General features: G+C 71.8%; 25 protein-coding genes and 1 pseudogene. 11 read left to right on the top strand and 15 right to left on the bottom strand.

From position 1 onward, the window contains the following. Positions 1 to 133 precede the first annotated feature (133 nt). On the top strand, positions 134 to 1,822 hold the full coding sequence (locus tag QSK26_RS23950; RefSeq protein WP_285777480.1) for a phosphodiester glycosidase family protein: 1,689 nt from the start codon (positions 134 to 136) through the stop codon (positions 1,820 to 1,822). A gap of 98 nt (positions 1,823 to 1,920) precedes the next feature. On the opposite strand, the gene QSK26_RS23945 is transcribed toward QSK26_RS23950, so the two are convergent. After that, positions 1,921 to 2,868: a DUF2218 domain-containing protein gene (locus QSK26_RS23945; RefSeq protein WP_502888738.1), complete on the bottom strand. Its 948-nt coding sequence runs from the start codon at positions 2,866 to 2,868 to the stop codon at positions 1,921 to 1,923. A gap of 236 nt (positions 2,869 to 3,104) precedes the next feature. Between QSK26_RS23945 and QSK26_RS23935 the strand changes: the two genes are divergently transcribed. From QSK26_RS23935 to QSK26_RS23920, 4 genes are all read left to right on the top strand, one after another. Further along, positions 3,105 to 4,187, top strand: coding sequence for a hypothetical protein (locus QSK26_RS23935; protein ID WP_285777479.1), 1,083 nt, complete (start codon positions 3,105 to 3,107; stop codon positions 4,185 to 4,187). A gap of 82 nt (positions 4,188 to 4,269) precedes the next feature. Then, on the top strand, positions 4,270 to 4,815 hold the full coding sequence (locus QSK26_RS23930; protein WP_285777478.1) for a GNAT family N-acetyltransferase: 546 nt from the start codon (positions 4,270 to 4,272) through the stop codon (positions 4,813 to 4,815). Between the two features lie 244 nt (positions 4,816 to 5,059). Next, a complete protein-coding gene (locus QSK26_RS23925) occupies positions 5,060 to 5,809 on the top strand; it encodes a beta-phosphoglucomutase family hydrolase (protein WP_285777477.1) in 750 nt (249 codons plus the stop codon). After that, a complete protein-coding gene (locus tag QSK26_RS23920) occupies positions 5,806 to 8,160 on the top strand; it encodes a glycoside hydrolase family 65 protein (RefSeq protein ID WP_285777476.1) in 2,355 nt (784 codons plus the stop codon). The genes QSK26_RS23925 and QSK26_RS23920 overlap by 4 nt, the downstream gene beginning before the upstream one ends. A gap of 21 nt (positions 8,161 to 8,181) precedes the next feature. Here QSK26_RS23920 and QSK26_RS23915 read toward each other — a convergent pair whose 3' ends face one another. Then, positions 8,182 to 8,589: a hypothetical protein gene (locus QSK26_RS23915; RefSeq protein ID WP_285777475.1), complete on the bottom strand. Its 408-nt coding sequence runs from the start codon at positions 8,587 to 8,589 to the stop codon at positions 8,182 to 8,184. 299 nt (positions 8,590 to 8,888) lie between these two features. Here QSK26_RS23915 and QSK26_RS23910 point away from each other — a divergent pair, with 299 nt between their 5' ends. Next, on the top strand, positions 8,889 to 10,136 hold the full coding sequence (locus QSK26_RS23910) for a cation:proton antiporter (RefSeq protein WP_285777474.1): 1,248 nt from the start codon (positions 8,889 to 8,891) through the stop codon (positions 10,134 to 10,136). Between the two features lie 52 nt (positions 10,137 to 10,188). Here QSK26_RS23910 and QSK26_RS23905 read toward each other — a convergent pair whose 3' ends face one another. From QSK26_RS23905 to QSK26_RS23890, 4 genes are all read right to left on the bottom strand, one after another. Beyond that, the gene (locus QSK26_RS23905) at positions 10,189 to 11,163 is read right to left on the bottom strand and encodes an NAD(P)-dependent alcohol dehydrogenase (protein ID WP_285777473.1); all 975 of its coding nucleotides are present in this window, start codon (positions 11,161 to 11,163) and stop codon (positions 10,189 to 10,191) included. Between the two features lie 2 nt (positions 11,164 to 11,165). After that, complete coding sequence (locus QSK26_RS23900; protein WP_285777472.1) at positions 11,166 to 11,390, bottom strand: helix-turn-helix transcriptional regulator; 225 nt, start codon at positions 11,388 to 11,390, stop codon at positions 11,166 to 11,168. Between the two features lie 2 nt (positions 11,391 to 11,392). After that, entirely contained in the window at positions 11,393 to 11,812 is a 420-nt protein-coding gene (locus tag QSK26_RS23895) for a hypothetical protein (RefSeq protein ID WP_285777471.1), read from the bottom strand. Positions 11,813 to 11,926: 114 nt separating this feature from the next. Continuing rightward, positions 11,927 to 12,778 carry a DUF72 domain-containing protein gene (locus QSK26_RS23890; protein ID WP_502888737.1) on the bottom strand — a complete coding sequence of 284 codons (852 nt, stop codon included), beginning with the start codon at positions 12,776 to 12,778 and terminating at the stop codon, positions 11,927 to 11,929. 138 nt (positions 12,779 to 12,916) lie between these two features. Here QSK26_RS23890 and QSK26_RS23885 point away from each other — a divergent pair, with 138 nt between their 5' ends. Then, the gene (locus tag QSK26_RS23885; protein ID WP_285777469.1) at positions 12,917 to 13,258 is read left to right on the top strand and encodes a hypothetical protein; all 342 of its coding nucleotides are present in this window, start codon (positions 12,917 to 12,919) and stop codon (positions 13,256 to 13,258) included. Between the two features lie 18 nt (positions 13,259 to 13,276). On the opposite strand, the gene QSK26_RS23880 is transcribed toward QSK26_RS23885, so the two are convergent. The 8 genes and pseudogenes from QSK26_RS23880 to QSK26_RS41860 all read right to left on the bottom strand — a co-directional run bounded on the left by QSK26_RS23880 (position 13,277) and on the right by QSK26_RS41860 (position 19,893). After that, positions 13,277 to 15,418, bottom strand: coding sequence for a peptidase domain-containing ABC transporter (locus QSK26_RS23880; protein ID WP_285777468.1), 2,142 nt, complete (start codon positions 15,416 to 15,418; stop codon positions 13,277 to 13,279). Then, positions 15,415 to 16,431 carry a TIGR04500 family putative peptide maturation system protein gene (locus tag QSK26_RS23875; protein ID WP_285777467.1) on the bottom strand — a complete coding sequence of 339 codons (1,017 nt, stop codon included), beginning with the start codon at positions 16,429 to 16,431 and terminating at the stop codon, positions 15,415 to 15,417. The genes QSK26_RS23880 and QSK26_RS23875 overlap by 4 nt, the downstream gene beginning before the upstream one ends. Next, a complete protein-coding gene (locus QSK26_RS23870; protein ID WP_285777466.1) occupies positions 16,421 to 17,419 on the bottom strand; it encodes an MvdC/MvdD family ATP grasp protein in 999 nt (332 codons plus the stop codon). The genes QSK26_RS23875 and QSK26_RS23870 overlap by 11 nt, the downstream gene beginning before the upstream one ends. Positions 17,420 to 17,559: 140 nt before the next feature. After that, on the bottom strand, positions 17,560 to 17,718 hold the full coding sequence (locus QSK26_RS23865; protein ID WP_285777465.1) for a hypothetical protein: 159 nt from the start codon (positions 17,716 to 17,718) through the stop codon (positions 17,560 to 17,562). 168 nt (positions 17,719 to 17,886) lie between these two features. Further along, positions 17,887 to 18,345 (bottom strand): hypothetical protein, encoded by a 459-nt coding sequence (locus tag QSK26_RS23860; protein ID WP_285777464.1) that lies wholly within the window; start codon positions 18,343 to 18,345, stop codon positions 17,887 to 17,889. Between the two features lie 474 nt (positions 18,346 to 18,819). Then, positions 18,820 to 19,305 carry a hypothetical protein gene (locus QSK26_RS23855; protein WP_285777463.1) on the bottom strand — a complete coding sequence of 162 codons (486 nt, stop codon included), beginning with the start codon at positions 19,303 to 19,305 and terminating at the stop codon, positions 18,820 to 18,822. 69 nt (positions 19,306 to 19,374) lie between these two features. After that, positions 19,375 to 19,617, bottom strand: a pseudogene (locus QSK26_RS41865) (sigma-70 family RNA polymerase sigma factor); the annotation flags it as partial. Between the two features lie 63 nt (positions 19,618 to 19,680). Then, positions 19,681 to 19,893, bottom strand: a complete 213-nt coding sequence (locus QSK26_RS41860; protein ID WP_352244382.1) for a sigma factor — start codon at positions 19,891 to 19,893, stop codon at positions 19,681 to 19,683. Between the two features lie 223 nt (positions 19,894 to 20,116). Here QSK26_RS41860 and QSK26_RS23845 point away from each other — a divergent pair, with 223 nt between their 5' ends. Together QSK26_RS23845 and QSK26_RS23840 are read left to right on the top strand one after the other, a co-directional pair. Continuing rightward, positions 20,117 to 20,503, top strand: coding sequence for a TraR/DksA family transcriptional regulator (locus QSK26_RS23845; RefSeq protein WP_285777462.1), 387 nt, complete (start codon positions 20,117 to 20,119; stop codon positions 20,501 to 20,503). A 14-nt stretch (positions 20,504 to 20,517) separates the two neighbouring features. Beyond that, positions 20,518 to 20,991 (top strand): sigma-70 family RNA polymerase sigma factor, encoded by a 474-nt coding sequence (locus tag QSK26_RS23840; RefSeq protein WP_285777461.1) that lies wholly within the window; start codon positions 20,518 to 20,520, stop codon positions 20,989 to 20,991. On the opposite strand, the gene QSK26_RS23835 is transcribed toward QSK26_RS23840, so the two are convergent. Next, on the bottom strand, positions 20,963 to 21,448 hold the full coding sequence (locus QSK26_RS23835) for a glutathione peroxidase (RefSeq protein ID WP_285777460.1): 486 nt from the start codon (positions 21,446 to 21,448) through the stop codon (positions 20,963 to 20,965). The two genes, QSK26_RS23840 and QSK26_RS23835, sit on opposite strands and share 29 nt — an antisense overlap. Positions 21,449 to 21,577: 129 nt before the next feature. On the opposite strand from QSK26_RS23835, the gene QSK26_RS23830 reads away from it, so the two are divergent. Together QSK26_RS23830 and QSK26_RS23825 are read left to right on the top strand one after the other, a co-directional pair. Continuing rightward, complete coding sequence (locus tag QSK26_RS23830; protein ID WP_285777459.1) at positions 21,578 to 21,868, top strand: hypothetical protein; 291 nt, start codon at positions 21,578 to 21,580, stop codon at positions 21,866 to 21,868. A 478-nt stretch (positions 21,869 to 22,346) separates the two neighbouring features. Beyond that, entirely contained in the window at positions 22,347 to 23,294 is a 948-nt protein-coding gene (locus tag QSK26_RS23825) for a chlorinating enzyme (protein ID WP_285777458.1), read from the top strand. The last annotated feature ends 7 nt before the right edge of the window (positions 23,295 to 23,301 follow it).

Here is a 23,301-nt window from a genome sequence, read left to right as displayed (position 1 = left end):
TCATTTCGTTGTTCACGGCCGCACCCTCGCTTCCGCCTCGGCGTTCGTCTCGGCACGCTGGACTGCCGACTTGGTCATTTTGGCTGGAATCGGTCATACCGTCCGGCCATCCACCGAGTCTCAAGGATGTGTCATGGACAACCGCCCAGGCCGCGGTCGCGGCTCCCGTGCCCGGCTCGCGCTCGGCGTGGCCGTACTGGCGGCCGTGGCGCCGCTGTCGGTCTCCGGAGTGGCCGCCGCGGACACGCCGGCCGCACCCGCGGCGGTGGACACGCCGGCCCCGTCCGCCGCCCAGTCCGCCGCCCCGGCCGCCACCCAGCCCGCCGCCCCGGCCACCGGCGGGACCACGGCGCAGTGGACGACGCGGACCGTCGCCCCGGGTGTGGAGGTGCGCACCGGGACCCTCAGGAACCCCGCCGCCGCGCCCGCGTGGACCGTCACCGTGCAGGCCGAGGTGAAGGCGCGGTACACCGGCGCCCAGGCGTGGGCCGTGGTGGGCACCGAGGCGTGGGCCGCGCAGACCGCGGACCGGCTGCGCGGCGCCGGGTTCGAGCCGGTGGTGACGAGGATCCCGTGGCCGGACTACGCGGACACGCCGCGCGGCCTGATGGGCGTACGGGTCCGGGTCGGCTCCTACCCGACCCAGGACGCGGCCCGATCCGTGGCGGCCCGGATCACCGCCGCGGGGCTGCGCAACGTCGTGGAGTGGACCGGCTACGACGCCGACCAGCCGGCCGACGTGGAGAACGTCAACGTCGCGGTCATCGACCCGCGCAGGTTCCGCGGCACGGTCGAGGCCACCCACGACGGCAACGTGGCCCAGCGGGAGACGACCTCGTCGGTGGCGGCCAAGCTCGGTTCGCTGGTGGGCGTCAACGGCGGTTTCTTCCTCACCTCCGACGCCGACGGCGTCCAGGGCACCATGGCGGGCATCGGCGCCTACGACGGCGAGCTGACCTCGATGGCGGTCGGTTCGCGGGCGGCGCTGATCCTCCAGGACGGCGGCCGGCGCACCCGGATCGCGGACCTGAGCACCACCGTCACCGCCCGCGCCGGCCGCGCCGAGCACGCGGTCGAGGGCGTCAACCGCACCCCCGGCCTGCTGCGGAACTGCGGCCGGCCCGGCGCGCTCCCCACCGCCGACCCGCGGCACGACACCACCTGCACGAAGCCCGACGACCTGGTGAAGTTCACCGACGACTACGTGCACGCGCTGCCGACCGGCGCCGGCGTCCAGGTGGTGCTGAGCGCCAAGGACCGGGTCGTGTCGGTCGGCGACAGGGCCGGCACCGTCGCGGCCGGCCAGACCGTGCTCCAGGGGATCGGCCCGGCGGCCGACTGGCTCACCGAGCACGCCGAGGTGGGCAAGAAGATCACCGTGACGGAGGACATCCGCGACGAAGAGGGCCGCAGGGTCAGGCTGGGCGCGGACGACAGCATCGTCAGCGCCGCCCCGACGCTGGTGCGGGACGGCCGGATCCGGATCGACGCCGCCACCGAGGGCACCCTCGACCCGCTGGACCTGTCCTTCGGCTTCGCCTGGGCCAACAACCGCCAGCCGCGCACGATGGCCGGTCTCGACCGGCAGGGCAGGTTGCTGCTGGTCACCGTGGACGGCCGGCTCAGCGGCGGCAGCGAGGGCTTCACGCTCGCCGAGGGCGCGGCCTTCATGCGGTCCCTCGGCGCGGTGGACGCCCTCAACCTGGACGGCGGCGGCTCCTCCGCGATGGCGGTGAACGGCGCCCTCGTCAACCGCCCGTCCGACGCGACCGGCGAGCGCCCCGTGGGCGACACGATCCAGGTCCTGCCCCGCACCCGCTGACACCGCGGGCGGCCCGGGCCGGCACGTCCCGGGCCGCCCCGCGGGGCGGGGACCGCGCGAGGCGAGGACCGCGCGGGGCAAGGACCGCGCGGGGCGGGTCAGCGCCTGCGGGCGAGGGTGACGCCGTCGCGGACCGGGAGCATCACCGACTCGACCCGCTCGTCCCGCACCAGGAGGTCGTTCAGCCGGCGCATCGCCACGTGGTGCTCCTCCTGGTGGGCCGGATCGACGACACGGCCGCCGAGGAACACGTTGTCCAGCACGACGAGCCCGCCGGGACGCAGCCGTCGCACGATCTCCTCGTAGTAGAGCGGGTAGTTCACCTTGTCCGCGTCGATGAAGGCGATGTCGAGGGTCGGCTCGTCGGGCAGGGCGCGCAGCGTGTCGATCGCCGGGCCGATCTTCAGGTCGATCCGGTCGGACACCCCCGCGCGTTCCCAGTAGCGCCTGGCGATGGAGGTCCACTCGTCGCTCACGTCGCAGGCGAGGAGCCGGCCGCCCTCGGCGAGACCGCGGGCGATGCAGATCGACGAGTAGCCGGTGAACACGCCCACCTCGACCGCGTTCCGCGCGCCGGTCAGCCGGACCAGCATGGTCAGGAAGGCGCCCTCGTCGTGCGAGATCTGCATCCCCGACGCCCCGCCGGTGGCCTCCCGCGTCTCCACCACCAGGTCCTGGAGCACCTCGTCGGCCGGTGTGCAGTGGGTGAGCAGGTAGTCGCCGATGACGGGGTCGATGATCTGCATGGACTCCGCCGTGACGGGCGCCGTCCACTCGACGGCGAGCTCCTCCTGGGTGGCGAAGCGCAGCAGGTGCCGGGTGATGACCTCCTGGACGCCCGCCAGGGCTTCGACGTCCCCGGCCGTGGCGATGAGGTCCAGGTGGCCGCCGGACGGCGTGAGCACGCAGGTGCCCCCGCTGAGCGTGATGGTCCCCCGGCCGTCGCCGGCGATCTCGGTCGTGGTCCGGTGGCCCATGTGCGAGACGAGTTGCCTGACATAGCGCGCCGGGCGGTCGGTCGCGACGTGCGCGGTGGAGGAGGGCATGCGAGGTCCTTCTGATCGGTGCCGGCGACCGGGGGGCGGACCTGGCGGGTGCCGGGCTGTTGCGGGTGCCTGAAGTCTCCGGCGCTCGGGCCGGAGCCACCTCCCCAGCCTAGTTACGCCGGCACGGCCCCGATCGTCCCGCGCCCCGGATCGCCGGATCGGCCCGGTGGCGGCGGCCGGGGTCGATGTAACGGTTCGGCCTCTCTCCCGCTCCGGCCTGTGATCGAATGAGCCGCATGCTCAAGATCACCGCCTCGGCCGTCGTCCTGGCGACCGCCCTGCTCCCCGGTCCCGCTTCCGCCGCCGGGCCGGGCGACTGGCGTCCGACCTACCGCGGCGGCCCCGTCGGCGACACGTCGCTGCGCCAGATCACCGGCACCGGCGACCGGGCGTGGGCGATCAGCTATGACGGCGGCGTCTCCACATGGTCGATGATGACCTGGAACGGCAAGGCGTGGAAGAAGGCCGCCGTCCCCCCGCCGCTCAAGGACGCCGACGCCGACACCGTGCTGACCAGAGCGGTCTCCGGGGGCACGCCGTGGATCGTCGCCCAGGAGTGGACCGGCCGGCGGGTCCGCGCCTGGCGCCTCGAAGGCACCGCGTGGCGTGCCCTCCCCGCGCTGCCGGCCGGGCACGGCGTCGCCGACGCCGTGGTCGTCTCCGCCCGTGACGTCTGGGTGGCCGGTGGGAACGGCCGGCTGTCCCACTGGGACGGCACCTCCTGGCGGCGCGTCCCGGCGCCCAGGCGGGTGGACCGTCTCACTGCGGCCGGCCCGGACGCCGTGTGGGCCATGGGCGGCGGCACGGTGATGAGGTGGGACGGAAGGCGCTGGGCCGCGCAGGCGCTCCCGAAGATCGGACTGCCCGCCGCCCCGGCCCCCCGGAAGCCCGAGTACGGCTGCGCGGGCGTCTTCAACGCGCCCAGGATGGAGCTGACCGGCCTGGCCGCCGCCTCCGCCGCCGACGTGTGGGTCGCCGGCGCCCTGGTCAGCCGCGACCGGAAATGCGAGGGCGTCGCCACCGGAGTCGGCGACGCGGTGTTCCACTGGGACGGCAGGCGGTGGAAGCGGATGCGGGTGGCCCTCAAGGGCGCCGAGCTGGACGCCGTCGAAGCCGCCGGGGGCCGCGCGTGGCTGGCTGCGGGGCGGTACGTGCACGAGTACCGCGGTGGAAAGTGGCGGGCGGCGGCGCTGCCGCGGCAGCCGGACGGGCGGCCGTGGGTGAGCGATCTGGCCTCAATGCCCGGCGGCCGGGTATGGGTGTACGCGAGCGTGAGCAGCGAATCCGAAGGAGATAACCTGATTTACCAGTTTTCGTAGGGCTTTATCCAGAGCGTAGGGCTTGATCCAGATGAGCAAGGCTGACGTCCGGATCCGAGGACCGAGGCCCGGAGAACCCGGCATGATCACGTGGCGACGGCTGAAGGAGCGGGACTTCCCGCTGCTGAAGGCGTGGCTTGAGCAACCGCACGTGGCCCGGTGGTGGAACCACGAGACGTCGCCCGAGGCGGTGGCGCGCGACTTCGGCCCGTCGGCCAGGGGCGAGAGGCCCTCCGAGGACCTGCTCGTCCTCCTCGACGGCCGGCCGCTCGGCCTGGTCCAGCGGGTGATGCTGGCCGACGCCCCGCACTCCGTGGCCGAGCTGGCCGCCGTCCTCCCCGTACCGGAGGGCGCGGTGGGCATCGACTACCTGATCGGCGAGCCGGAACAGGTCGGCAGGGGGCTCGGACCGGCGATGATCCGCGCCTTGGTCGAGCGGACCTGGACCGACCTGCCGTCCGCCACCTGCGTCATGGTCCCGGTGTCCGCGGCCAACCGGGCCTCCTGGCGGGCGCTGGAGAAGGCCGGGCTGCGCCGCGTCGCGGAGGGCGAGATGGAGCCGGACAACCCGATCGACGGCCCCGTCCACTACGTCTACCGGATCGACCGCGCGCCCCGGGCCTCATAAGGCGTGCCGGTGAATACCCGGCGATCAGTACGTTGACCGCGACGGCGGGCGGCCATTCCGGTCATGCGGGCGATTGTGCCGGATAATCGATCACCATCGCCCTGCCGTTCTCTTCGCGGGAAACGCGCCCCTTCTTCGCGGGAAAGGCCGCCCCGTTTCTCCTCACGCCTTCCGGCGGCCCCGCCGGTGATATGAGGCCCCCACCGGGGGTAGGCGCAGGTGAGGGGGCGCGGGAGGAGGGCCGATGCTCGGATTGCCTGACGGGGTGCGCGGGTGTCTGTTCGACATGGACGGCGTGCTCACCCGCACCGCGACGGTGCACGCCGCCGCGTGGAAGTCGATGTTCGACGAGTTCCTGCGCGGATGGGCCGGCCGGACGGGTCATCCCTTCGTGCCGTTCGACGCGGTCGCCGACTACGACACGTACGTGGACGGGAAGGCACGGCTGGACGGGACGAGGAGCTTCCTGGACTCGCGCGGGATCAGCCTGCCCGTGGGTTCGCCGGACGACCCGCCGGACGCCCGGACCGTGTACGCGCTGAGCGACCGGAAGAACGCCCTCGTCCAGGAGATCATGGACAGGGACGGCGTGGAGGTGTTCCCCGGTTCGGTCCGGTACGTGACGGCCGCCAGGGAAGCCGGGCTGCGCAGGGCCGTGGTGTCGGCGAGCGCCAACACCGAGCGCGTCCTGTCGGCCGCCGGGCTCACCGGGTACTTCGAGGCGCGGATCGACGGCGTCGTCGCAAAGCGCCGCCGTCTCGCCGGCAAGCCGGCCCCGGACATGTACCTCGCGGGCGCCGAGGCGCTCGGCCTGGAGGCCGCCGAGGCGGCGGTGTTCGAGGACGCGCTGGCCGGGGTGGCGGCCGGCCACGCGGGCGGGTTCGCCTGCGTCGTCGGCGTGGACCGGGCCGGGCAGGCACGCGAGTTGCGCGAGCACGGCGCGGACATCGTGGTCACCGACCTCGCCGACCTGCTGGAGGAGGGGACGGAATGATCCAGCATCCCGCGTTCACGGTGGAGCCGTGGTCGGTGCGGGAGTGCCGGTTGCACCTCGACGTGCTGGCCCAGACGGAGTCGGTGTTCGCGCTGTCCAACGGGCACATCGGCCTGCGCGGCAACCTGGAGGAGGGCGAGCCGTACGGGCAGCCGGGCACCTACCTCAACTCGGTCTACGACCTCCGGCCGCTGCCGTACGCCGAGGCCGGCTACGGGTACCCCGAATCGGGGCAGACGGTGGTGAACGTCACCAACGGCAAGCTGATCCGGCTGCTGGTGGACGACGAGCCGTTCGACGTGCGGTACGGCACGCTGCACGAGCACGAGCGGGTCCTCGACATGCGCGCCGGGACGCTGACCCGCCGGGCGAACTGGAGCTCCCCGACCGGCGGCCAGGTGCGGGTCACCTCCACCCGGCTGGTGTCCTTCACCCACCGCGCGGTCGCCGCGATCCTGTACGAGGTCGAGGCGATCGACCGGCCGCGGCGTGTGGTCGTGCAGTCCGAGCTGGTCGCCAACGAGACCCTGGGCTCCCTGGGCGGCGACCCGCGGGCGGCCTCCGTGCTGGAGTCGCCGCTGGTCCTGGAGGAGAACGTACCGGCGAAGGACGGGGTGGCGATCATGGTCCACTGCACCCGGTCCAGCGGGCTGCGGGTGGCCGCCGCAATGTGGCACGACGTGGACGGGCCCGAGGGCACCCGGGTGGAGGCGGAGGGCAGCGGCGACGTCAGCCGGGTGACGGTCGCCACCCAGTTGGAGCCCGGCCGGCCGCTGCGGCTGGTCAAGCTGTTCTCCTACGGCTGGTCGGCCAAGCGGTCCAGGGCCGCCATGCACGACCAGGTCGTCGCGGCGCTGGCCGCCGCCCGGCTGGTCGGCTGGGAGGGCCTGTGCGCCGACCAGCGGCAGTTCCTCGACGACTTCTGGGACGGCGCGGACGTGGAGGTCGAGGGCGACGCCGAGGTGCAGCAGGCCGTCCGTTTCGCGCTGTTCCACCTGTTGCAGTCGGCCGCCCGCCTGGAGGACCGGCCCATCGCGGGCAAGGGCCTGACCGGCTCCGGGTACGACGGGCACGCCTTCTGGGACAGCGAGATCTTCGTGCTGCCCGTGCTCACCTTCACCTACTCGCGGGCCGCCGCGTACGCGCTGGCGTGGCGGAAGTCGACCCTGCCCTCGGCCGAGGAGCGCGCCCGCCAGCTCGGCCTGACCGGGGCCGCCTTCCCGTGGCGGACGATCAACGGCGAGGAGGGTTCCGGCTACTGGCCGGCCGGTACCGCGGCCTTCCATGTCAACGCCGACATCGCGCACGCGGTCACCGCGTACGTGGACGCCACCGGGGACACCGCGTTCGAGCGGGACACCGGCCTGCCGCTGCTGGTCGCGACGGCCCGGCTGTGGTGCGCCCTCGGGCACCACGACGCCGACGGGCGTTACCGCATCGACGGCGTGACCGGCCCCGACGAGTACAGCGCCGTCGCGGACAACAACGTGTACACCAACCTGATGGCCCAGCAGAACCTGCGCGAGGCCGCCGAGGTCGCCACCCGCCACCCTGACCTGGCCGCCGGGCTCGGGGTCAGCGTGGAGGAGACCGCGACGTGGCGCGACGCGGCGAAGGCCATGACGATCCCCTACGACGACCGGCTCGGCGTCCACCCGCAGAGCGAGGGCTTCACCAAGCACGGCCTGTGGAACTTCGCCGCCACCGGGCCGGACCGGTATCCGCTGCTCCTGCACTTCCCCTACTTCGACCTCTACCGCAGGCAGGTCGTCAAACAGGCCGATCTGGTGCTGGCGATGCACCTGCGCGGGGACGCGTTCACCCCCGAGGAGAAGGCTCGCAACTTCGCCTACTACGAGGCGCTGACGGTCCGCGACTCGTCGCTGTCCGCGTGCACCCAGGCGGTCATGGCGGCCGAGGTGGGGCAGCTCGAACTCGCCTACCGCTACCTCGGCGAGGCGGCGCTGATGGACCTGAAGGATCTGGAGAACAACACCGTCGACGGGATCCACATGGCGTCGCTGGCGGGGGCGTGGGTCGCCCTGGTCGCCGGGTTCGGCGGCATGCGCGCCGGTCAGGGCCGGCTGTGCTTCGCTCCCAGGCTGCCCTCGGGCATCACCCGGCTGGCCTTCCGGCTGCGCTACCGGGGCAGCCTGGTGTGCGTCACCGTCACGCGGAAGGCGACGCACTACCGGCTCCGCGAGGGGCCGCCGATCACGCTCACCCATCACGGCGAGCGGTTCCGGCTGAACACCGAGCCGGTCACCCGGCCGAACCCGCTGACCCCGGTGCCGGAGCAGCACATCCACCAGCCGCCCGGCCGGGAGCCCGCCCCCCGCCACTCCAACTGAGCGCCCCCGGCCCGAGCGGGGTCAGCGCACCGGTGAGAGGCTGAGCACCGCCTTGCCGCCGGACAGCGACACCACCCGCACGCCGATGCCGTTCACCGAGCCCGACGTGCCGCGGCCGAGGTACGCCTGGGACGTCACGCCCGGTCCGGTGGCCTTCACCCGCACCCGGCTCGAACTCAGGTAGATGGCCACCTGGGTGACCCCGAACCGGGGGCTGACCTTGAACTTCACCGACTTCTTGAGAGTCAGCCGGCATTTGCCGTCGTAGCAGGCGCGCAGGTTCGGCCGCGCCGCGGCGGCGGTGCCGGACGCCGGCGCGACGGCGACCGTACGAGCCTGCGCCGGCGCTGGTCCGGCCTGCGCCTGGAGCGTGCCGCCGGCCGCGAGGCCGGAGGCGAGCATCAGGAGGGCGACGGATGTCGAAGCCATGATCTTCCTTCCATCGTCCGCCGTACGGGGGTACGGCGGCGGAGGGGTGGGAGGGTCGGCGGAGGTTTGCGGCGTATCTCCACCTTCTGACAACGCTGATCATTTTTCCAGGGTTCTCCGGGTGCCCTCCCGGGGGAATTTTTCACAGTTGCCAGAACCATGCGGAAAGTACAGGCTCGTCACGGGGCCCGATCTTTCACGGAGGACACATCGTGCTTGCCGCTCTGGAGGCGCCTGTGGCGCCCATTCCCGCACATCAACTTCTGATTTTCCTGTTACAGATCGGCCTGCTACTCCTGATGGCCATCGCGCTCGGCCGGCTCGCCATGCGTTTCGGCATGCCCGCGGTCGTCGGCGAACTCTCCGTGGGCGTGATCCTGGGCCCGTCCTTCCTCGCGCACGTGGCGCCGGACTTCTCCCAGTGGCTGTTCCCGGCCGCCACGGAACAGTTCCACCTGCTTGACGCGGTCGGCCAGATCGGCGTGCTGCTGCTGGTCGGCATCACCGGCATCCACATGGACATGGGCCTGGTGCGCCGGAAGGGGGGCACGGCGGCCGGAGTGAGCCTCGGCGGGCTGGTGGTGCCGCTCGCCTTCGGCATCGGCGCCGGGTTCCTGATGCCCACCTCGCTGATCCCGGCGAACACCGACGTTTCGGTCTTCGCGCTGTTCCTCGGCGTGGCGATGTGCGTCAGCGCCATCCCGGTGATCGCCAAGACCCTGATGGACATGAAGCTGCTGCACCGGAACATCGGTCAGCTCACCCTCACCGCCGGCATGATCGACGACGCCATCGGCTGGTTCCTGCTGTCCATCGTGTCGGCGATGGCCACCACCGGCCTGCGTACCGGCACCGTCGTCACCTCCCTGGTCTACCTGGTCCTCGTCGTGGTGTTCGCGGCGACGGTCGGCCGCCCGCTGGTCCGCGTCTCGCTCCAGGCTGCGGCGCGCTCCTCGGAGGCGGGCCCCACCGTGGCCACCGCCGCCGTGCTGATCCTGCTCTCCGCCGCGGCCACCCACGCGATGGGCCTGGAGGCGGTCTTCGGCGCGTTCGTCTGCGGCATCCTGATCGGCAGCAGCAAGGGGCTGGACCCGGCCAGGCTGGCCCCGCTCCGCACCGTGGTGCTGTCCGGCTTCGCGCCGATCTTCTTCGCCACCGCCGGCCTGCGGATGGACCTCACCTCGCTGGCCGACCCCCTGGTGCTGGTGGCCGGGCTGGCCGTGCTCGCCATCGCCATCCTGGGCAAGTTCATCGGCGCGTACGCCGGTGCCCGGGCCAGCCGGTTGTCCCGCTGGGAGGGGCTGGCGCTGGGCGCCGGGCTGAACGCCCGCGGGGTGATCGAGGTGGTGGTCGCCATGGTGGGCCTGCGACTGGGCATCCTGAGCGTCGAGGTGTACACGATCGTGATTCTGGTCGCCATCGTCACCTCGCTGATGGCCCCGCCGCTGCTGCGCCTGTCCATGAGCAGGATCCAGCAGACCGAGGAGGAGGACCTGCGGGCCAAGAGGGTGATGGACCCGCTTCCCGGGACGCCGGTCGGCAGCTAGTCACGGCCGCGGCGTATCCCCTGCCGGCCTGCCACGTCGTCACCGGCCTCGCCTAGGAGACGGTGATGACGACCTTCCCGCTCGCGTGGCCTTCCCGCAGGTATCTGATGGCCGCGGGGACCTCGCCGAGCGGGAAGGTCCGGTCGACGATCGGCGTGACCGCGCCGGTGTCGACCAGCTCCCGGAGCAGCAGGAGGTCCTTCTCCCGCTCGGCCGAGAACACGGCGCCGAGCCGCTGGCGGACGAACGGGGTGAGGAGCAGCGCCCGGAGCTGACGGTCCACGCCCTGCAACCAGCGCCCGCCCCCCTCGCTGCCCACGATCACCAGGGTGCCGCGGGGGGTGAGGGCGCGCCGGAGCAGGGACAGCGGGCGGTGTCCCGCGGTGTCCAGGATGAGGTCGTAGTGGCGGGAGCCGTCCGCGAAGTCCTCGCGGGTGTAGTCGACGACGTCCTCGGCGCCGATCGAGCGGACCAGGTCCGCCTTCCCCGGACCGCACACGCCGGTGACCCGCGCCCCGAACGCCCTGGCCAGCTGCACCGCGAGCGTCCCGACGCCGCCGCCCGCACCGATGACCAGCACCCGCTGCCCGGCCCGGAGCCGCCCGGCGTCCCGAAGCCCCTGGAGGGCGACGTAGCCGGCGCCGGGGACCGCCGCCGCCTGCTCGAAGGAGACGCCCGCCGGCTTGGCCGCGAACCTGTGCTGCCGGCCGCACGCGTACTCGGCGAGGGCCCCGTCGCAGACGCCGAACACGTCGTCGCCGGGCCGGAACCGGGTCACCTCCGAGCCGACCGCCTCCACCCGCCCCGCGACGTCCAGCCCCGGAACGGGGGACTTCGGCCGCAGCACCCCGAATCCGGCCAGCCTGGTGAGGTACGGCAGGCCGGTGACGGCGTGCCAGACGCCCTGGTCGACGCCGGCCGCGCGAACCCGTACGAGCACGTCGTCAGGTCCCACGGCCGGCCTGCCGACGTCCCTGAGCTCCAGCAGGTCCGGGGCGCAGTATGCCTCTCTGACCATCGCTTTCATCGTCACACCTCCGTGCCGGGATACTGGAAGACCTCGTCGAGCGGTACGCCGAACACCCGGGCGATCCGGAACGCCGTCTCCAGCGACGGCGAGTAACGGCCCTGTTCGATGGCGATGAGGGTCTGGCGGGTCACGCCGACGCGCTCGGCCAGGTCGGCCTGCGTCATCTCGCCGTGCGTGAACCGCAGGGCCCGGATCGAGTTCGTGACCCTGGTGGGCTTGACCATGATCAGAAACCTCGGCGGTAGGCGACGATCCGCGCGGCCGAGGAGGTGAGCGCCGACAGGACGAACGCCAGGTAGATCGTGTTGGCGATCCAGAAGTGCGCGAACTCCGCCAGCGTCAGGCCGAGTGCCGCGACGACCCCGACGGCCAGGACGTAGAACTCCGGGCGCCTGCCGTACAGCTGGATGTCCGCGTCCCGCTCGTCCCGCCGGTTCGCCTCCTTGGGCGAGAGCATCCCGGCCACGATGTTCGCGCCGACGTTGGCGGCTATCGCGACGACGATGGCCGTGAGCATCGGCCCCGCGTACGCGATCTCGTCGGCTCCCGTGGTCCGGAGCCGGCCGAGGATGATCGCGAAGTAGACCACCGGCACGCCGATCGCCACCATCGCGTAGATCCACACGCGTTTCTCTTCGATTGACACGTCCACTCCCAGGTCTCGTCGGATCTGAGAGGAATGTAAAACAATGGCGACACGATGTCTAGTTTTCTTTACATGCTTCGGCGTGAGCCTTCCGTACCGGGGCCCGCCGGCAGGTCAGAAGAGGGTGAGCGGCTCCGCGGGGAGGGGGTCGGGCAGCGGCTCCAGTTCGGGGAGGCGGGCTCGCACCTCGTCGTGGAAGCGGCGGGCGAGCATCAGGGCGTCGGCGTTGTCGGGGGTGTGGATGAAGACCGTCGGCGAGCGGCCCTCGCGGAGCCAGCCGGCGACCGTGCCGACCCACGGCCGCCAGCCCTCGACCGTGGCCTCCTCGGCGTCCCTGCCCAGGTAGCGGACGATCGGGCGGTCGGTGAGGGCGGCCGACCGGCGCGGCACCCGCGGCTTCTTCGTCCACGCGTCACGCTCGGCGTCGCTGGTCGGCGGGCTGCGGAAGAGCACGGTGGTGTCGAAGGGGACCCACTCGGCGCCCACGCCGGCCAGCACCCTTTCGAGCTGCCGCGCGGACCGCTCGTCGTCGAAGAACGCCCGATGCCGGACCTCGACCGCATACCGCTGCGAACCCGGCAGCGTGCGGAGGAATCCCGCCAGAGCGCCGAGGTCCCCCGGCCCGAACGACCCCGGCAACTGTATCCACAGGCTGTGGATACGTGGCCCGAGCGGCTCCATCGTGTCCAGGAACGACCGGAGCTCCTCGTCCACCCCGGTGAGGCGGCGCTCATGGGTGATCGTTTTCGGGAGTTTCACCACGAACCGGAAGTCCGGCCCGGTCTGCCGCGCCCACGACTCCACCGTGCTCTTCGCCGGTGTCGCGTAGAACGTCGTGTTGCCCTCCACCGCGTCGCACCAGGTCGCATAAGCCCGCAACCGCTCGCCGGGCGGCAGCGGATGGGGCAGGAACCGCCCCTGCCACGGCGCGTGCGTCCACATCGCACATCCCACATGAAGCCGCATACCCCCGACGCTACCGGTCTTCCGGCCACCGGCCCGTCCTCGCGTCGTGCAGCCGCCCTGCTGTTCGCCGTGTGACGGGAGTCAGCCCCGGCACGCCGGGAAGCGACCGGGGAGCGGCCACCGATCTACCATCGTGCGGTGACGAAACCCCCTGAGCTGTGGCGTCAGCTGAAAGGCCACGTCCACCCCGAGCCCTTCCTCGTCGCCACCGAAGACGCTCTGGCGGCCTTCGAGGCCGACCTCGGCCGGCTGCGCACGCCGTCCGACGACGAGGTTCTCGACGTGGTGAAACGCGTGGTCCTCGCGCTCAACGACATCGCGGAAAGCCACGAGGACGGCGACTTCGACACCGTGGACCGCGAAGAGCTGTGCGACTACATCGACATCACGCTCGGCGCGGCGGGAATCGACGTCGACGCCCTGGCCACCCGCCAGGGCATCGGCGAAGGTTCGATCACCGACCGGTGGCGCGACTGGTAGCCCGCAGCACCGCTCCGCTCAGCGGAGGCCGGGGACGAGGCCGGCGGCCTGGTGCTGGTAGCGGACCAGGTGGGCGTAGTGGCCGGCGCGGGCCAGGAGGTCCTGGTGGGTGCCGGCTTCGACGATCTGGCCGCGGTTCAGGACGACGATCAGGTCGGCGTTCTGGATGGTGGACAGCCGGTGGGCGATGACGATCTGCGTCTGGCCCAGTCTCAGCAGGTTGCGGCGGATGCGTTCCTCGGTGATCGCGTCCAGGCTGGCGGTCGGCTCGTCCAGCAGCAGGATGCGGGGCCGGCCGGCGAGCGCGCGGGCGATGGCGAGCCGCTGGCGCTGCCCGCCGGACAGCCGCGCGCCGCCCTCGCCGATGTCGGTGTCGTAGCCCTGCGGCAGCCGGACGATCTCGTCGTGGATCTCGGCCACCCGGGCGGCGTGCTCGGCCGCCTGCCTGCTCAGCCTGGAGAAGCCGGCGATGTTGGCCATGATGGTGCCGGCGAACAGGTGCGGCTGCTGGGTGACGACTCCCACCTGCCCGCGCAGCCACCGCCGGTCGAGCTCCTCCAGCGGTATCCCGTCGAAGCGGACCTGCCCGGCGGAGGGCTCCACCAGGCCGATCAGCACCCGGCCGAGCGTGGTCTTGCCGGAACCGGAGGCGCCGACGAGCGCGACCCGCGCGCCGGGCGGGACCCGCAGGGAGATGTTCCGCAGCACCGGCGTGCGCACGTCGTAGCCGGCGCTGAGCGCGGTGACGGTGATGCCGCCGCGCAGCCCGCCGTCCAGCCGGACGCCGCCCGGCCGTTCCGGGGCGGTGCCCATCAGGTCGGCGATCCGCCCGACGTGCGCGGCGGCGAGCTGGAGCTGGTACACGATGCCGAGCAGCGACGCGAGCGGCGTGGTCGCCGACACGGCCAGGGTCACCAGGGCGAGCTGGTCGCCCAGCGTCGCGCCGCCGCCGGTGGTGGCGAACACGAAGACGAGCAGCCCCAGGTGGAGCGCGGTCTGCAGGGCGTTGCTCGCCGCCTGCACTCCGGCCACGTGCCGGTCCCTGGCCGCCCCGGTGACGAGTTCCTCGTCGTGGTGGGCGCGCCAGCGGGACACGGCGGCCGTCTCCCCGCCGGAGGCTTTGATCGCCTCGATGCCGGCGAGGCTGTCGACCAGGGTGGTCTGGGTGGTGGCGTTGGTGTGCAGCGCTGCGAACGCGAGGTGCATCCCGCGGCCCGCGGTGACCGACACCACGGCGGCCTGGGCGGCGGCGGCCGCGAGCGTCAGCAGCGCCAGCCCGGGCGAGGCCACGAACAGCAGCGTCACGTACGACACGACGGTGAACAGGTCGAACAGGAAGGTCAGCGACTGTTCCGTGAGCAGGTCGCGCAGCATCGCCACCCCGCTGAGCCTGCTCAGCAGGTCACCGCTGGAACGCCGCTGGAAGAAGCGGTACGGCAGCGCCAGCGTGTGACCGACGAGCCTGCGCATCACCTCGGCCGCGACCGAGGTCTGCAACCTGATCAGCACCCGGGCCCGGATCCACGCGAGCAGCGCGTGCCCGAGGACGACGCAACCGGCGGCCAGGGCGAGCGTCGTCACCTCCGGCTCCACCGGCCGGTCCACCACGAGCTTGGTGAACAGCGGCACGACCAGTCCGAGGAGCTGCACACCGAGCGAGGCCAGCAGGACGGCGACGACCAGCCGCCGGTTCGCCAGCGCGGGCGCGACCAGCGGGCGCAGCACCCGCCACGGCCGGGGCCTCGCGGCGGGGGTGAGCCCGGCGGGAGCGTCGGCCAGCAGCGCCGTGCCGGAGTACCCGGCCCTGAACTGCCGCGGCGACAGCCGCCGCCGTCCGCGCGCCGGATCGAGTACGGCGACGCCGCGCCGGGTGATCCGTTCGACCACGACGAAATGGTTGTTCTCCCACAGGGCGACGAACGGCGCGGGCAGCCCGGCGACGGTGTCCAGCGGGGCGCGGCAGGCGCGCAGCCGCAGCCCGAACCGGGCGCCGGCCTGGATCATGTCGCGCAGGCTCACCCCGTCGACGCCCTCGGCGAGATGTTCGCGCACCTCGGCCAGGCTGGTGCGGCGGCCGAGCCCGCCGAGCACCATGGCCAGGCAGGCGGCGCCGCAGTCGCTGCGGGCGAGCTGCATCCGCAGCGGCACTCGCCTGCTCACAGCCAGAACCACCTGATGTCCGACCCGCGCCGCCGTTCGTCCAGCCACGCCTGGAACGCCGCGTCCCGCGCCGCGTCGAGCACCTCGGGCGCCTCGGGATCCGGCGGGACGACCTCGTGCACGACCCCGGCCAGATAGCCGCCTTCGTGGCGGACCGGCCCGACCGCCGTGCCCGCGGACGCGGCCCGCAGCGGCTCGGGCAGCCGGGGGGTGAGCGTCGCGGCGGCCTGGAGGCGGAGTTCCCGCTCGGCCGGCAGCGCCGCGGCGACCCGGCCGGCGAAGTCGGCCGCCGGGCCGTCGAGGAGGCGGCGCAACCCGTCCGCCCGGGGTCCGGTCGCCCAGGCGGCCCGCCGCAGGGCGAACTCCTCCGGGTGCTCGGCGAGACGGCGCCGCGCGGGCTCACCGGCGAAGCGTTCGCGGACCCGGGCGATGAGCGCCTGCGTCTCGACGTGGCTGCGGAACGCCTCCTCGGACAGGCCGGCCTCGGCGAGCCAGGCCAGCGTCCGGTCCCGGCCGGTCAGCCCGCGTCGCCGGCGGAACTCGTCGGCGGCCCGCTGCGTCTCGGCCAGCGTCGGCGGGTGCGGGTCGTCGGCCAGCTCGGTGAGCAGGATGCGGTGGTCCACCAGCCGTTCGTGCAGGCGCCGGTCGCGGTCGCCGAGCGCGCGGATGGTGGACAGCGCGGCGGCGACCGGCAGCCCGATCCCGTCGACGCTGAGGATCTGCCCCGCCGCCCAGTGCGTGGAATGGTCGACGAGCCAGGGAACGCCGTCGTCCACCTCGGCGGACAGCGCGACCGTACCTCCCTCGGGGTGGTCGAGCAGCAGGTCGTAGCCGACCCTGGTCGTGCCGGGCGGCTCGTCGACGACGAGCTGGGCGCGCAGGTGCGGTCGCCGGTCACCCCAGTCCCGTACGCGGCGGTGCGCGTCGTCCACCGCGTCTCGGAGGGTCGGCAGCCCGCGCAGCAGCGCGACCGCGTCGGCGAGGTCGGCGGGAAAACCGGAGTCAGTGGGCATCGGCGGGGTCCTCGGAGTCGATATGAGTGGCGGCGGCGAGCCAGTCGGCGATCGCGTCCCCGATGGGCAGGCCGGTGAGCATCTCGACGAAGGCCCACTGCCCGTTGACGTTGAGCTCCAGGAAGACGTACCGGCCGTCCGGCGTCACGACGAAGTCCAGGGCGCCGAAGGTCAGGCCGAGCCCGGCGACCAGGCGGGCACAGCGCTTCCCGACCTCCGGCGGCAGGTCGTAGGCGGAGTAGCCGACCTTGGCGTCCTCGTAGTGCCGCCAGTCGACGGCGGTCAGCCGGGAGTTCTGCGAGTCGATCCGGGCGGCGAACACCCGCTCGCCGACGACGGTCACCCGCAGCTCGTACGCCTTCGGCAGGTTGGGCTGCACCATCGCCGGGCCGTGCCGGAACCGGTGCCGGCCGGACAGCCGCCGCCGGGGCACCACCGTGGTGAACAGGTGCCGCTCCTCGCCGTCCAGGGTGAACGGGTGGTAGCCGAGCGCCTTGGTGATGAGCCGGCCGCCGGCCCGGTTCCACGCCGGGACGAGCGCGGCCGGGTCGTTCGTCACGACCGTCTCCGGCACGGTGAACCCGAGCTCGACGGCCCGGTGCAGATGCAGCAGCTTGTTGTCCACCGCCACGGCGTGCTGCGGCGGCGCCGGCATCCACCGAGCCCTCACCATGAGGTGGTACGCGCCGCGCAGCGCCAGCCTGGCCGCGTGCTCGGCGAACGCCCGCTGCGACGGCTCGCGCACCCCGGCGGCGGACGGCCGGTCGGGCCGGCGGTCCCAGACCGCGGTGACCTTCGACAGGTCGTACGTCTCGCCCCGGTATGTCAGCGTCTGCTGCCAGCGTCCCCCGGCGAAGCCGGTGGTGAGGGTGCAGGCCGCGGGATAGTCGGCCTCGTCCCACCACAGCAGCGGCACGCCGCGCGCCGCCAGCTTCGGCAGGACGGCGCGCACCGAGTCGTCACGGGCGCTGCTGATGATCAACAACACGGTCCCGCGCTCCTTCCACGTCATGGACCGGGGAGCCGGCGCCCGCGGGCACCGGCTCCCCCTGTGCGTCCCGCGACCCGCGGCGGGCGGCCGGGCTCGGCTGTACCCGGCCCGCCCGGACCGTCGGGTCCCGGCCCGCGTCAGTCGTTCTTGCAGTCCATGCCGCTGGCGGCGGAGCTGCAGGCGTAGCCCGAGCCGGGCTTCATCTGCGCCTGGATACCCGCGACGATCTCCAGCTCCTCGCCGGCGAGCTCGGACACCCCGGCGGGCAGGTCGTCGATCGTGAAGGTGTCACGCATGACACACACCCCTCATCTGTTGCGCGGAACCGCTCTCTGCGGCCCTGTGCAGATGCTGGACGGCACGTCTTGGGCTCCTCTGGAAACCCACTGGAAGGGGGCGCTCACGGAACCGTCGTCGCGGCGTGCTCACCGGCCTGGCGGCCTCTGGCGGTGACCCGGCGAAGGTCAGAAGGAGCGGTTGTAGTACTTGTTCCAGTCGAGGTCACGCGAACCGCCCTCACCGATCCGCACCCGGAACCCGTCGAACCCGCCCTTACGGCTGTAGCTGAACTTCCACTCGTCGTGCCCCCGGGTGGAGAAACGGCGGCCCAGGTGCCAGCCCCGGTCGTCGTGGTACCAGAACTCGACGTACGTGCTCTCCCGGTCCCGGTCACGGTCCCAGGCGTTCAGGTCGAAGTGGTAACGGCCGTCGGAGAAGTACCAGTAACCCTTGTAGTACGAGCGCTCGTTCCGGTGCTCACCCCGGCCGAAGCTCGAATACCCCTCGAACCAGTGCTTCGTGGACTGGACCTGGGCGGCGGAGGCGCTGCCCGCGGTCGCCGCCTGAGCGGGCACGGCCACGACCCCCGCCGCCAGCGCACCGGCGAGAACGGTACCGGCGAGAACATGACGAAGCTTCAACACAGCGAATTCCTTTTCCTATGAGAGTGCCCGGGAGAATCATTTCCGGCGCCCGGAGCGAGCCCCTTTTTCGGTGCTTTCCGCTCCGGACGACACTCACATTAGGCAGCCGTCCAGCCCCCTTCTGCGTACAAACACACACACGCCCCCGAGCGTGCACTACTACACACAAGCGGCTTGTCCCGGGACGATCCCCGATAAAACGATCAAGGCTCTTGAGCCACCTGGAGAATCCGGTGCGAGCCGGAAGAAGGGCCCGCGGCGGCCGCGGATGTCGTGCTAGCGGTGCCGGATCGCCGGCGGCCTGCGTGCCTGGTGGCGCAGCAGGGCGGCCCTGGCGAGGCACAGGCAGGCCAGGACCATCGACGCCACGGACACCACCAGCCTCCTCGACGCCCTCGACGATCTTCTCCGAGGGGCCGGCCGAGGTCAAGGAGGGTCCGGCCCCTGGCCCGGGGGGCGGGCCAGGGGGATCCCTCATCCGATGCCGGCGGTTCCCGGCAGGATCACGTTCTTCGCGGCGGTGCCGGGGAGGTGGGTGAGCCGGCGGGCCTGTCCGGTGTTGACGTCGACCGCCAAGGTGCCCGAGAAGGCCGGGCCCGTGTAGGTGATCGTGAGCACGGAACCGCTTCGCCAGACGGAGGTGCCGGAGACGGCGCCGTGACGGCCCTCGGGCAGGCCCCGGATGGTGACCTTCCGCAGGACGCGCCCGGTCCTGGTGTCGAGGAGGGCGAGCCTGCCCTCCCTGTACTCCGGCCACTCGAAGGCGGCCACTGTCCGGCCGTCCGGGGCCAGTTCGCTGAACATGATGAACTTTCCGGCGAAACGCACCGGTTCGCCGCCGCCGGTGACCGGCATCAGCCACACGTCGGTCTGGCGGTACCGGACCAGCTCGGCGACGCCGTCCTTGATGCTGACCGCCTCGTACCTGCCCGGCACCGAGACCGTCCTGCCGGTGCGCATGTCGATCAACAGTGCGGTCGGCAGGCGGGGCCTCGTCGGCGATGCCGTCCAGCGCCTCACGCAGCCTTGTCATCGAGCCACCTCCGCGACCTCGGGATCAGAGAGCAGATGCGCCAGTTCGGGCGCGACCGAACGCAGGCGGGCCAGCGCGCGATGGGCCTGGCTCTTCACGGTGCCGACGGAGCAGCCGAGCGCCTCGGCCGTCTGCGTCTCGGTGAGGTCCTCCCAGAAGCGCAGCACGATCACGGCGCGTTGGCTGGGGGTCAGCCTGGCCAGCGCCTGGCGCAGCACCATCCGGTTGAGCGCGGCCTCTTCGTAGGAGAAGCCGCGGTCGGGCGGGTCCGCGCTCGGCGACTCGGGATACGGCCGGCGCCTCTAGGAGATGTACTGGTTGACCAGCGCCTTACGCGTGTATGCCTTGGGATTGCCCGCCCTGGACAGCTTGGGCCACTTCCCCACGATCTTGATGAGGACGCTCTGCAGGAGGTCCTCGGCGAGATAGGCGTCTCCCGTGAGCAAGTAAGCCATCCGCATCAGCGCCTGCTGACGGGCGAGCACGAACTCGCGGAAGCCGTCGTGATCAGTCAAAGCGATCTCCTCTCGCCCGTTCCCAACGCGAACCATCGAGCGAAAGGTTGCAGCTCTCCCCATATCAACGACCCGCGATCATCCACGGCGGCACCACCGAATTCCACGCTCCCGGGTCGCATCACTTGACCGTCCCCCACCGAAATCCGCGATCATGCCGGACATGTGGTAGGGAGCACCTCGGGCATCTTTCTAGGCTGGGACGAGGAGGTGAGGCCCCGTGATGGCCGAGCGACCCCGGGACACCGTGCTCTCTCCTGCCGGGCGGGCGGCCATGCGGGAGCTGCTGGACGCCGACCGCGAGCGGACCGTGGCGCGGGCCGCCGCGCTGCGGCGCGACTGGGACGCCGTCGTCCAGTCGGCCGCACTCGTGGCCACCGACGACGAACACGACCCGGAAGGATCGTCCACCGCCTTCGAACGCGCCCACATCCAGGCCCTGCTCGACCAGGCACGACGCCATCTCGCCGACCTGGACACCGCTCTGGAACGGCTCCGCGACGGCACCTACGGAGTGTGCGAGCGATGCGGGCGCCCCATAGCCGTCGAACGGCTGGAGGCGCGCCCGGCGGCGAAGACCTGTGTCCCCTGCGCGACCACCCAACGCTGAACGAAGGGCACGACGTGGACCTCGAACGGCACCGCGGAGAACTCACCGGTTACTGCTACCGCATGCTCGCCTCGGGGTTCGAGGCCGAGGACGCGGTGCAGGAGACGTTCGTCCGGGCGTGGCGGACGTACGATCCCGCGCGCGGGCCGTTGCGCCCGTGGCTGTTCCACCTGGCCACCACCGTCTGCCTCGACATGCTTCGCGGCCCGCAGCGCCGCGCCCGCGCCATGGACCTCGGCCCCGCCGCCGTACCCGGGGCCGAGCTGGGCGAACCGCTCCCGCCGGACAGGTGGGTCCTCCCCATCCCGGACTCCCGCCTGGACCCGGCGGAGCTGGCGGTGACGAGGGACACCGTCCGCCTGGCCTTCGTGGCGGCGCTCCAGCACCTGCCGCCCAGGCAGCGGGCCGTCCTCATTCTCCGTGACGTCCTGAAGTGGAGCGCCGCCCTCGGGACCGCGCTCAGAGCAGCTTCTCGACGGCCGAGGTGATCGCCGGGTCCTCGGGGGCGGTGCCGGGACGGAACCGGGCCACGACCTGGCCCTCGCGGTCGACGAGGAACTTCTCGAAGTTCCACTGGACGTCGCCGGCCTCGCCGTCCCCGTCGGAGGTCCGCGTCAGCTCGGCGTAGAGCGGGTGCCGGTCGGGGCCGTTGACGTCGGCCTTCGCCAGCAGCGGGAAGTCCACGCCGTACGTCGTCGAGCAGAACTCCTGGATCTCCTCCGCCGTGCCCGGCTCCTGGCCGGCGAACTGGTTGCAGGGCATGCCGACCACCGTGAAGCCGCGCGTGCCGTACTCCTCCTGGAGCTTGACCAGGCCGCTGTACTGCGGGGTGAGGCCGCACCGGGAGGCGACGTTGACGATGAGGACGGCCTTGCCGGGGGCCAGCTCGCCCAGGGTGGTGGGGGCGTCCGCGAGGGTGCGAAGCGGAATGTCGCTGAGGCTCATGCCCTGACACTACAGAAGCCGGGGTCCCGCCCCGGCAGTGCAGACCTGCCGGCTGTGGGTGCTGTTCGCAGGGGCGGGGCGCGCGTTCATGGTGCATTCTGGAGACCGGCAACCACGAGGAGAGAAGTGATGACCCACCCCCTCGGCACGCAGCCCGCGCCCAGGCGTACCCCTCTCGACGCGGAGGAGAAGGCGCGGGCCGAGGCGGCCTTCGTTCCCCTCGTCGCCGAGCACCTCGCCGCGAGCGGCCGGTTCAGGGTGAGCGCCGACACTCCGGAGCTGGTGGAGTTGTTCCAGAAGGTCGCCCGCAGGGTGGGTGACCTGCTCAGGCGGCCCGTGGTCAGCTACTCCAACGGCAGGTACATCGTGATCACGTTCGGCCAGGAGGAGGCGGCGGACGGCACCGTGTCGCCGCGCTGACGGGCGGGGGGCCGCCGAGGTGCGGCCGTGGCGCCGGGTGATGCCGTGGGCGGCCCGGTCGGGTCGCGCATAACGGGGGTGTTTCGGAAAGCCCATACTCGCCGGAATACCGGCAGTAAATTGTTGACACCGTTCCGGGACGGCAGGCGCGTACGACTCCGCATGCCAGGTGAGAAAGCCGACAGCCGTCTCGGATTCGCACAGGACGCCCTGTCAGAAGTCCTGACGACGGTAACATGTCACTTATCGACACATTCGCCGTCGGAAGCCCGGATGTGACCTACGCCACACAAAATTTCTCTTGTTGGCGGCCGGAGCGCGATCGTAGTCTTTTGCCGCACAGGGGGTCCTCTTCCGGACAGCAGGCCATCGAACGCTTTTAACGGGGGTAAGGCGTCTGCGCGCACGCCTTTGACACCTCACCGTGAAATTCAATGCCGTTTCTTCGAGCATTTCTCCGGCGACGTCGAGGTGAATGATGGGCGCACTGACGGAAAGCCACGCGCTGAGCGGGCAAGAGATCGAGAAGTTCCACCGGGATGGCTACATCGGCCCGTTCGACCTGTACGAACCGGAGGAGATGGAGCAGAACCTCAGGGCTCTGCGGCCGAAGCTGCTCAACACCAGGAACGCCATCTACGGCCAGGGCAGGACCGTCTCCGGTGTGACGAACCTGGCCAACTACGACCGGCACATCGACGTCGACTTCCTCGCCGACCACCTCACCCGGCCCGAGATCGTGGACCGGGTCTCCAGCCTTCTCGGCCCCGACGTGCTGTGCTGGCGCAGCGAGTTCTTCCCGAAGTACCCGGGTGACGAGGGCACCGACTGGCACCAGGCCGACAACTTCTCCAACGTCGCCGGTTCCAAGCACCCGCAGATCGTCTGGCCCGAGGACGCCGACTTCGGCGGCACCATCACCGTCTGGGCGGCCTTCACCGAGGCCAGCGTCGAGACCGCCTGCCTACAGTTCATCCCGGGTTCGCACAAGACGATGAACTACGACGAGTCCAAGGTGATGGGCTACGACGCGGACTCCATCGGGAAAGTCGAGAAGAACGGCGTCCGGCGCGGTTTCTTCGGCTACGACTACCGGCAGCTGCAAAAGGATCCGAACTGGAGCCCGGACGAGTCCAAGGCGAAGTCCATGGTCATGCGGCAGGGCCAGTTCATCATCTTCTGGTCCACGCTGATGCACGCATCCCACCCGCACGCCGGCCTGACCGACCAGATGCGCCTGGGCTTCGCGGGTCGTTATCTGCCGACCTCGGTGCGCGTTTATCCGTTCTCCGAGACCCTTCAGGAATTCGGCGGCGAGGCCACCCTGGACAAATTCGGATGCGTCCTGGTCTCGGGAACCGATTCGTTCGGCCACAACCGTTTCATCGACCAGACCGTCAACGGAACCCCGTTCCGTAAGCGCTGAACGGGAA

This window comes from Microtetraspora sp. NBRC 13810 (assembly GCF_030268685.1).
Taxonomy (GTDB): domain Bacteria; phylum Actinomycetota; class Actinomycetes; order Streptosporangiales; family Streptosporangiaceae; genus BSRQ01.
This window is presented reverse-complemented; position numbering and strand designations above follow the sequence as displayed.

Bases quoted from the DNA above. Each gene is read 5' to 3' on its own strand.
- QSK26_RS23950 (WP_285777480.1), top strand. From the start codon at position 134: ATGGACAACCGCCCAGGCCGCGGTCGCGGCTCCCGTGCCCGGCTCGCG.
- QSK26_RS23945 (WP_502888738.1), bottom strand. From the start codon at position 2,868: ATGCCCTCCTCCACCGCGCACGTCGCGACCGACCGCCCGGCGCGCTAT.
- QSK26_RS23935 (WP_285777479.1), top strand. From the start codon at position 3,105: ATGCTCAAGATCACCGCCTCGGCCGTCGTCCTGGCGACCGCCCTGCTC.
- QSK26_RS23930 (WP_285777478.1), top strand. From the start codon at position 4,270: ATGATCACGTGGCGACGGCTGAAGGAGCGGGACTTCCCGCTGCTGAAG.
- QSK26_RS23925 (WP_285777477.1), top strand. From the start codon at position 5,060: ATGCTCGGATTGCCTGACGGGGTGCGCGGGTGTCTGTTCGACATGGAC.
- QSK26_RS23920 (WP_285777476.1), top strand. From the start codon at position 5,806: ATGATCCAGCATCCCGCGTTCACGGTGGAGCCGTGGTCGGTGCGGGAG.
- QSK26_RS23915 (WP_285777475.1), bottom strand. From the start codon at position 8,589: ATGGCTTCGACATCCGTCGCCCTCCTGATGCTCGCCTCCGGCCTCGCG.
- QSK26_RS23910 (WP_285777474.1), top strand. From the start codon at position 8,889: ATGGCCATCGCGCTCGGCCGGCTCGCCATGCGTTTCGGCATGCCCGCG.
- QSK26_RS23905 (WP_285777473.1), bottom strand. From the start codon at position 11,163: ATGAAAGCGATGGTCAGAGAGGCATACTGCGCCCCGGACCTGCTGGAG.
- QSK26_RS23900 (WP_285777472.1), bottom strand. From the start codon at position 11,390: ATGGTCAAGCCCACCAGGGTCACGAACTCGATCCGGGCCCTGCGGTTC.
- QSK26_RS23890 (WP_502888737.1), bottom strand. From the start codon at position 12,778: ATGCGGCTTCATGTGGGATGTGCGATGTGGACGCACGCGCCGTGGCAG.
- QSK26_RS23875 (WP_285777467.1), bottom strand. From the start codon at position 16,431: ATGCCCACTGACTCCGGTTTTCCCGCCGACCTCGCCGACGCGGTCGCG.
- QSK26_RS23865 (WP_285777465.1), bottom strand. From the start codon at position 17,718: ATGCGTGACACCTTCACGATCGACGACCTGCCCGCCGGGGTGTCCGAG.
- QSK26_RS23855 (WP_285777463.1), bottom strand. From the start codon at position 19,305: ATGCGCACCGGCAGGACGGTCTCGGTGCCGGGCAGGTACGAGGCGGTC.
- QSK26_RS23845 (WP_285777462.1), top strand. From the start codon at position 20,117: ATGGCCGAGCGACCCCGGGACACCGTGCTCTCTCCTGCCGGGCGGGCG.
- QSK26_RS23835 (WP_285777460.1), bottom strand. From the start codon at position 21,448: ATGAGCCTCAGCGACATTCCGCTTCGCACCCTCGCGGACGCCCCCACC.
- QSK26_RS23830 (WP_285777459.1), top strand. From the start codon at position 21,578: ATGACCCACCCCCTCGGCACGCAGCCCGCGCCCAGGCGTACCCCTCTC.
- QSK26_RS23825 (WP_285777458.1), top strand. From the start codon at position 22,347: ATGGGCGCACTGACGGAAAGCCACGCGCTGAGCGGGCAAGAGATCGAG.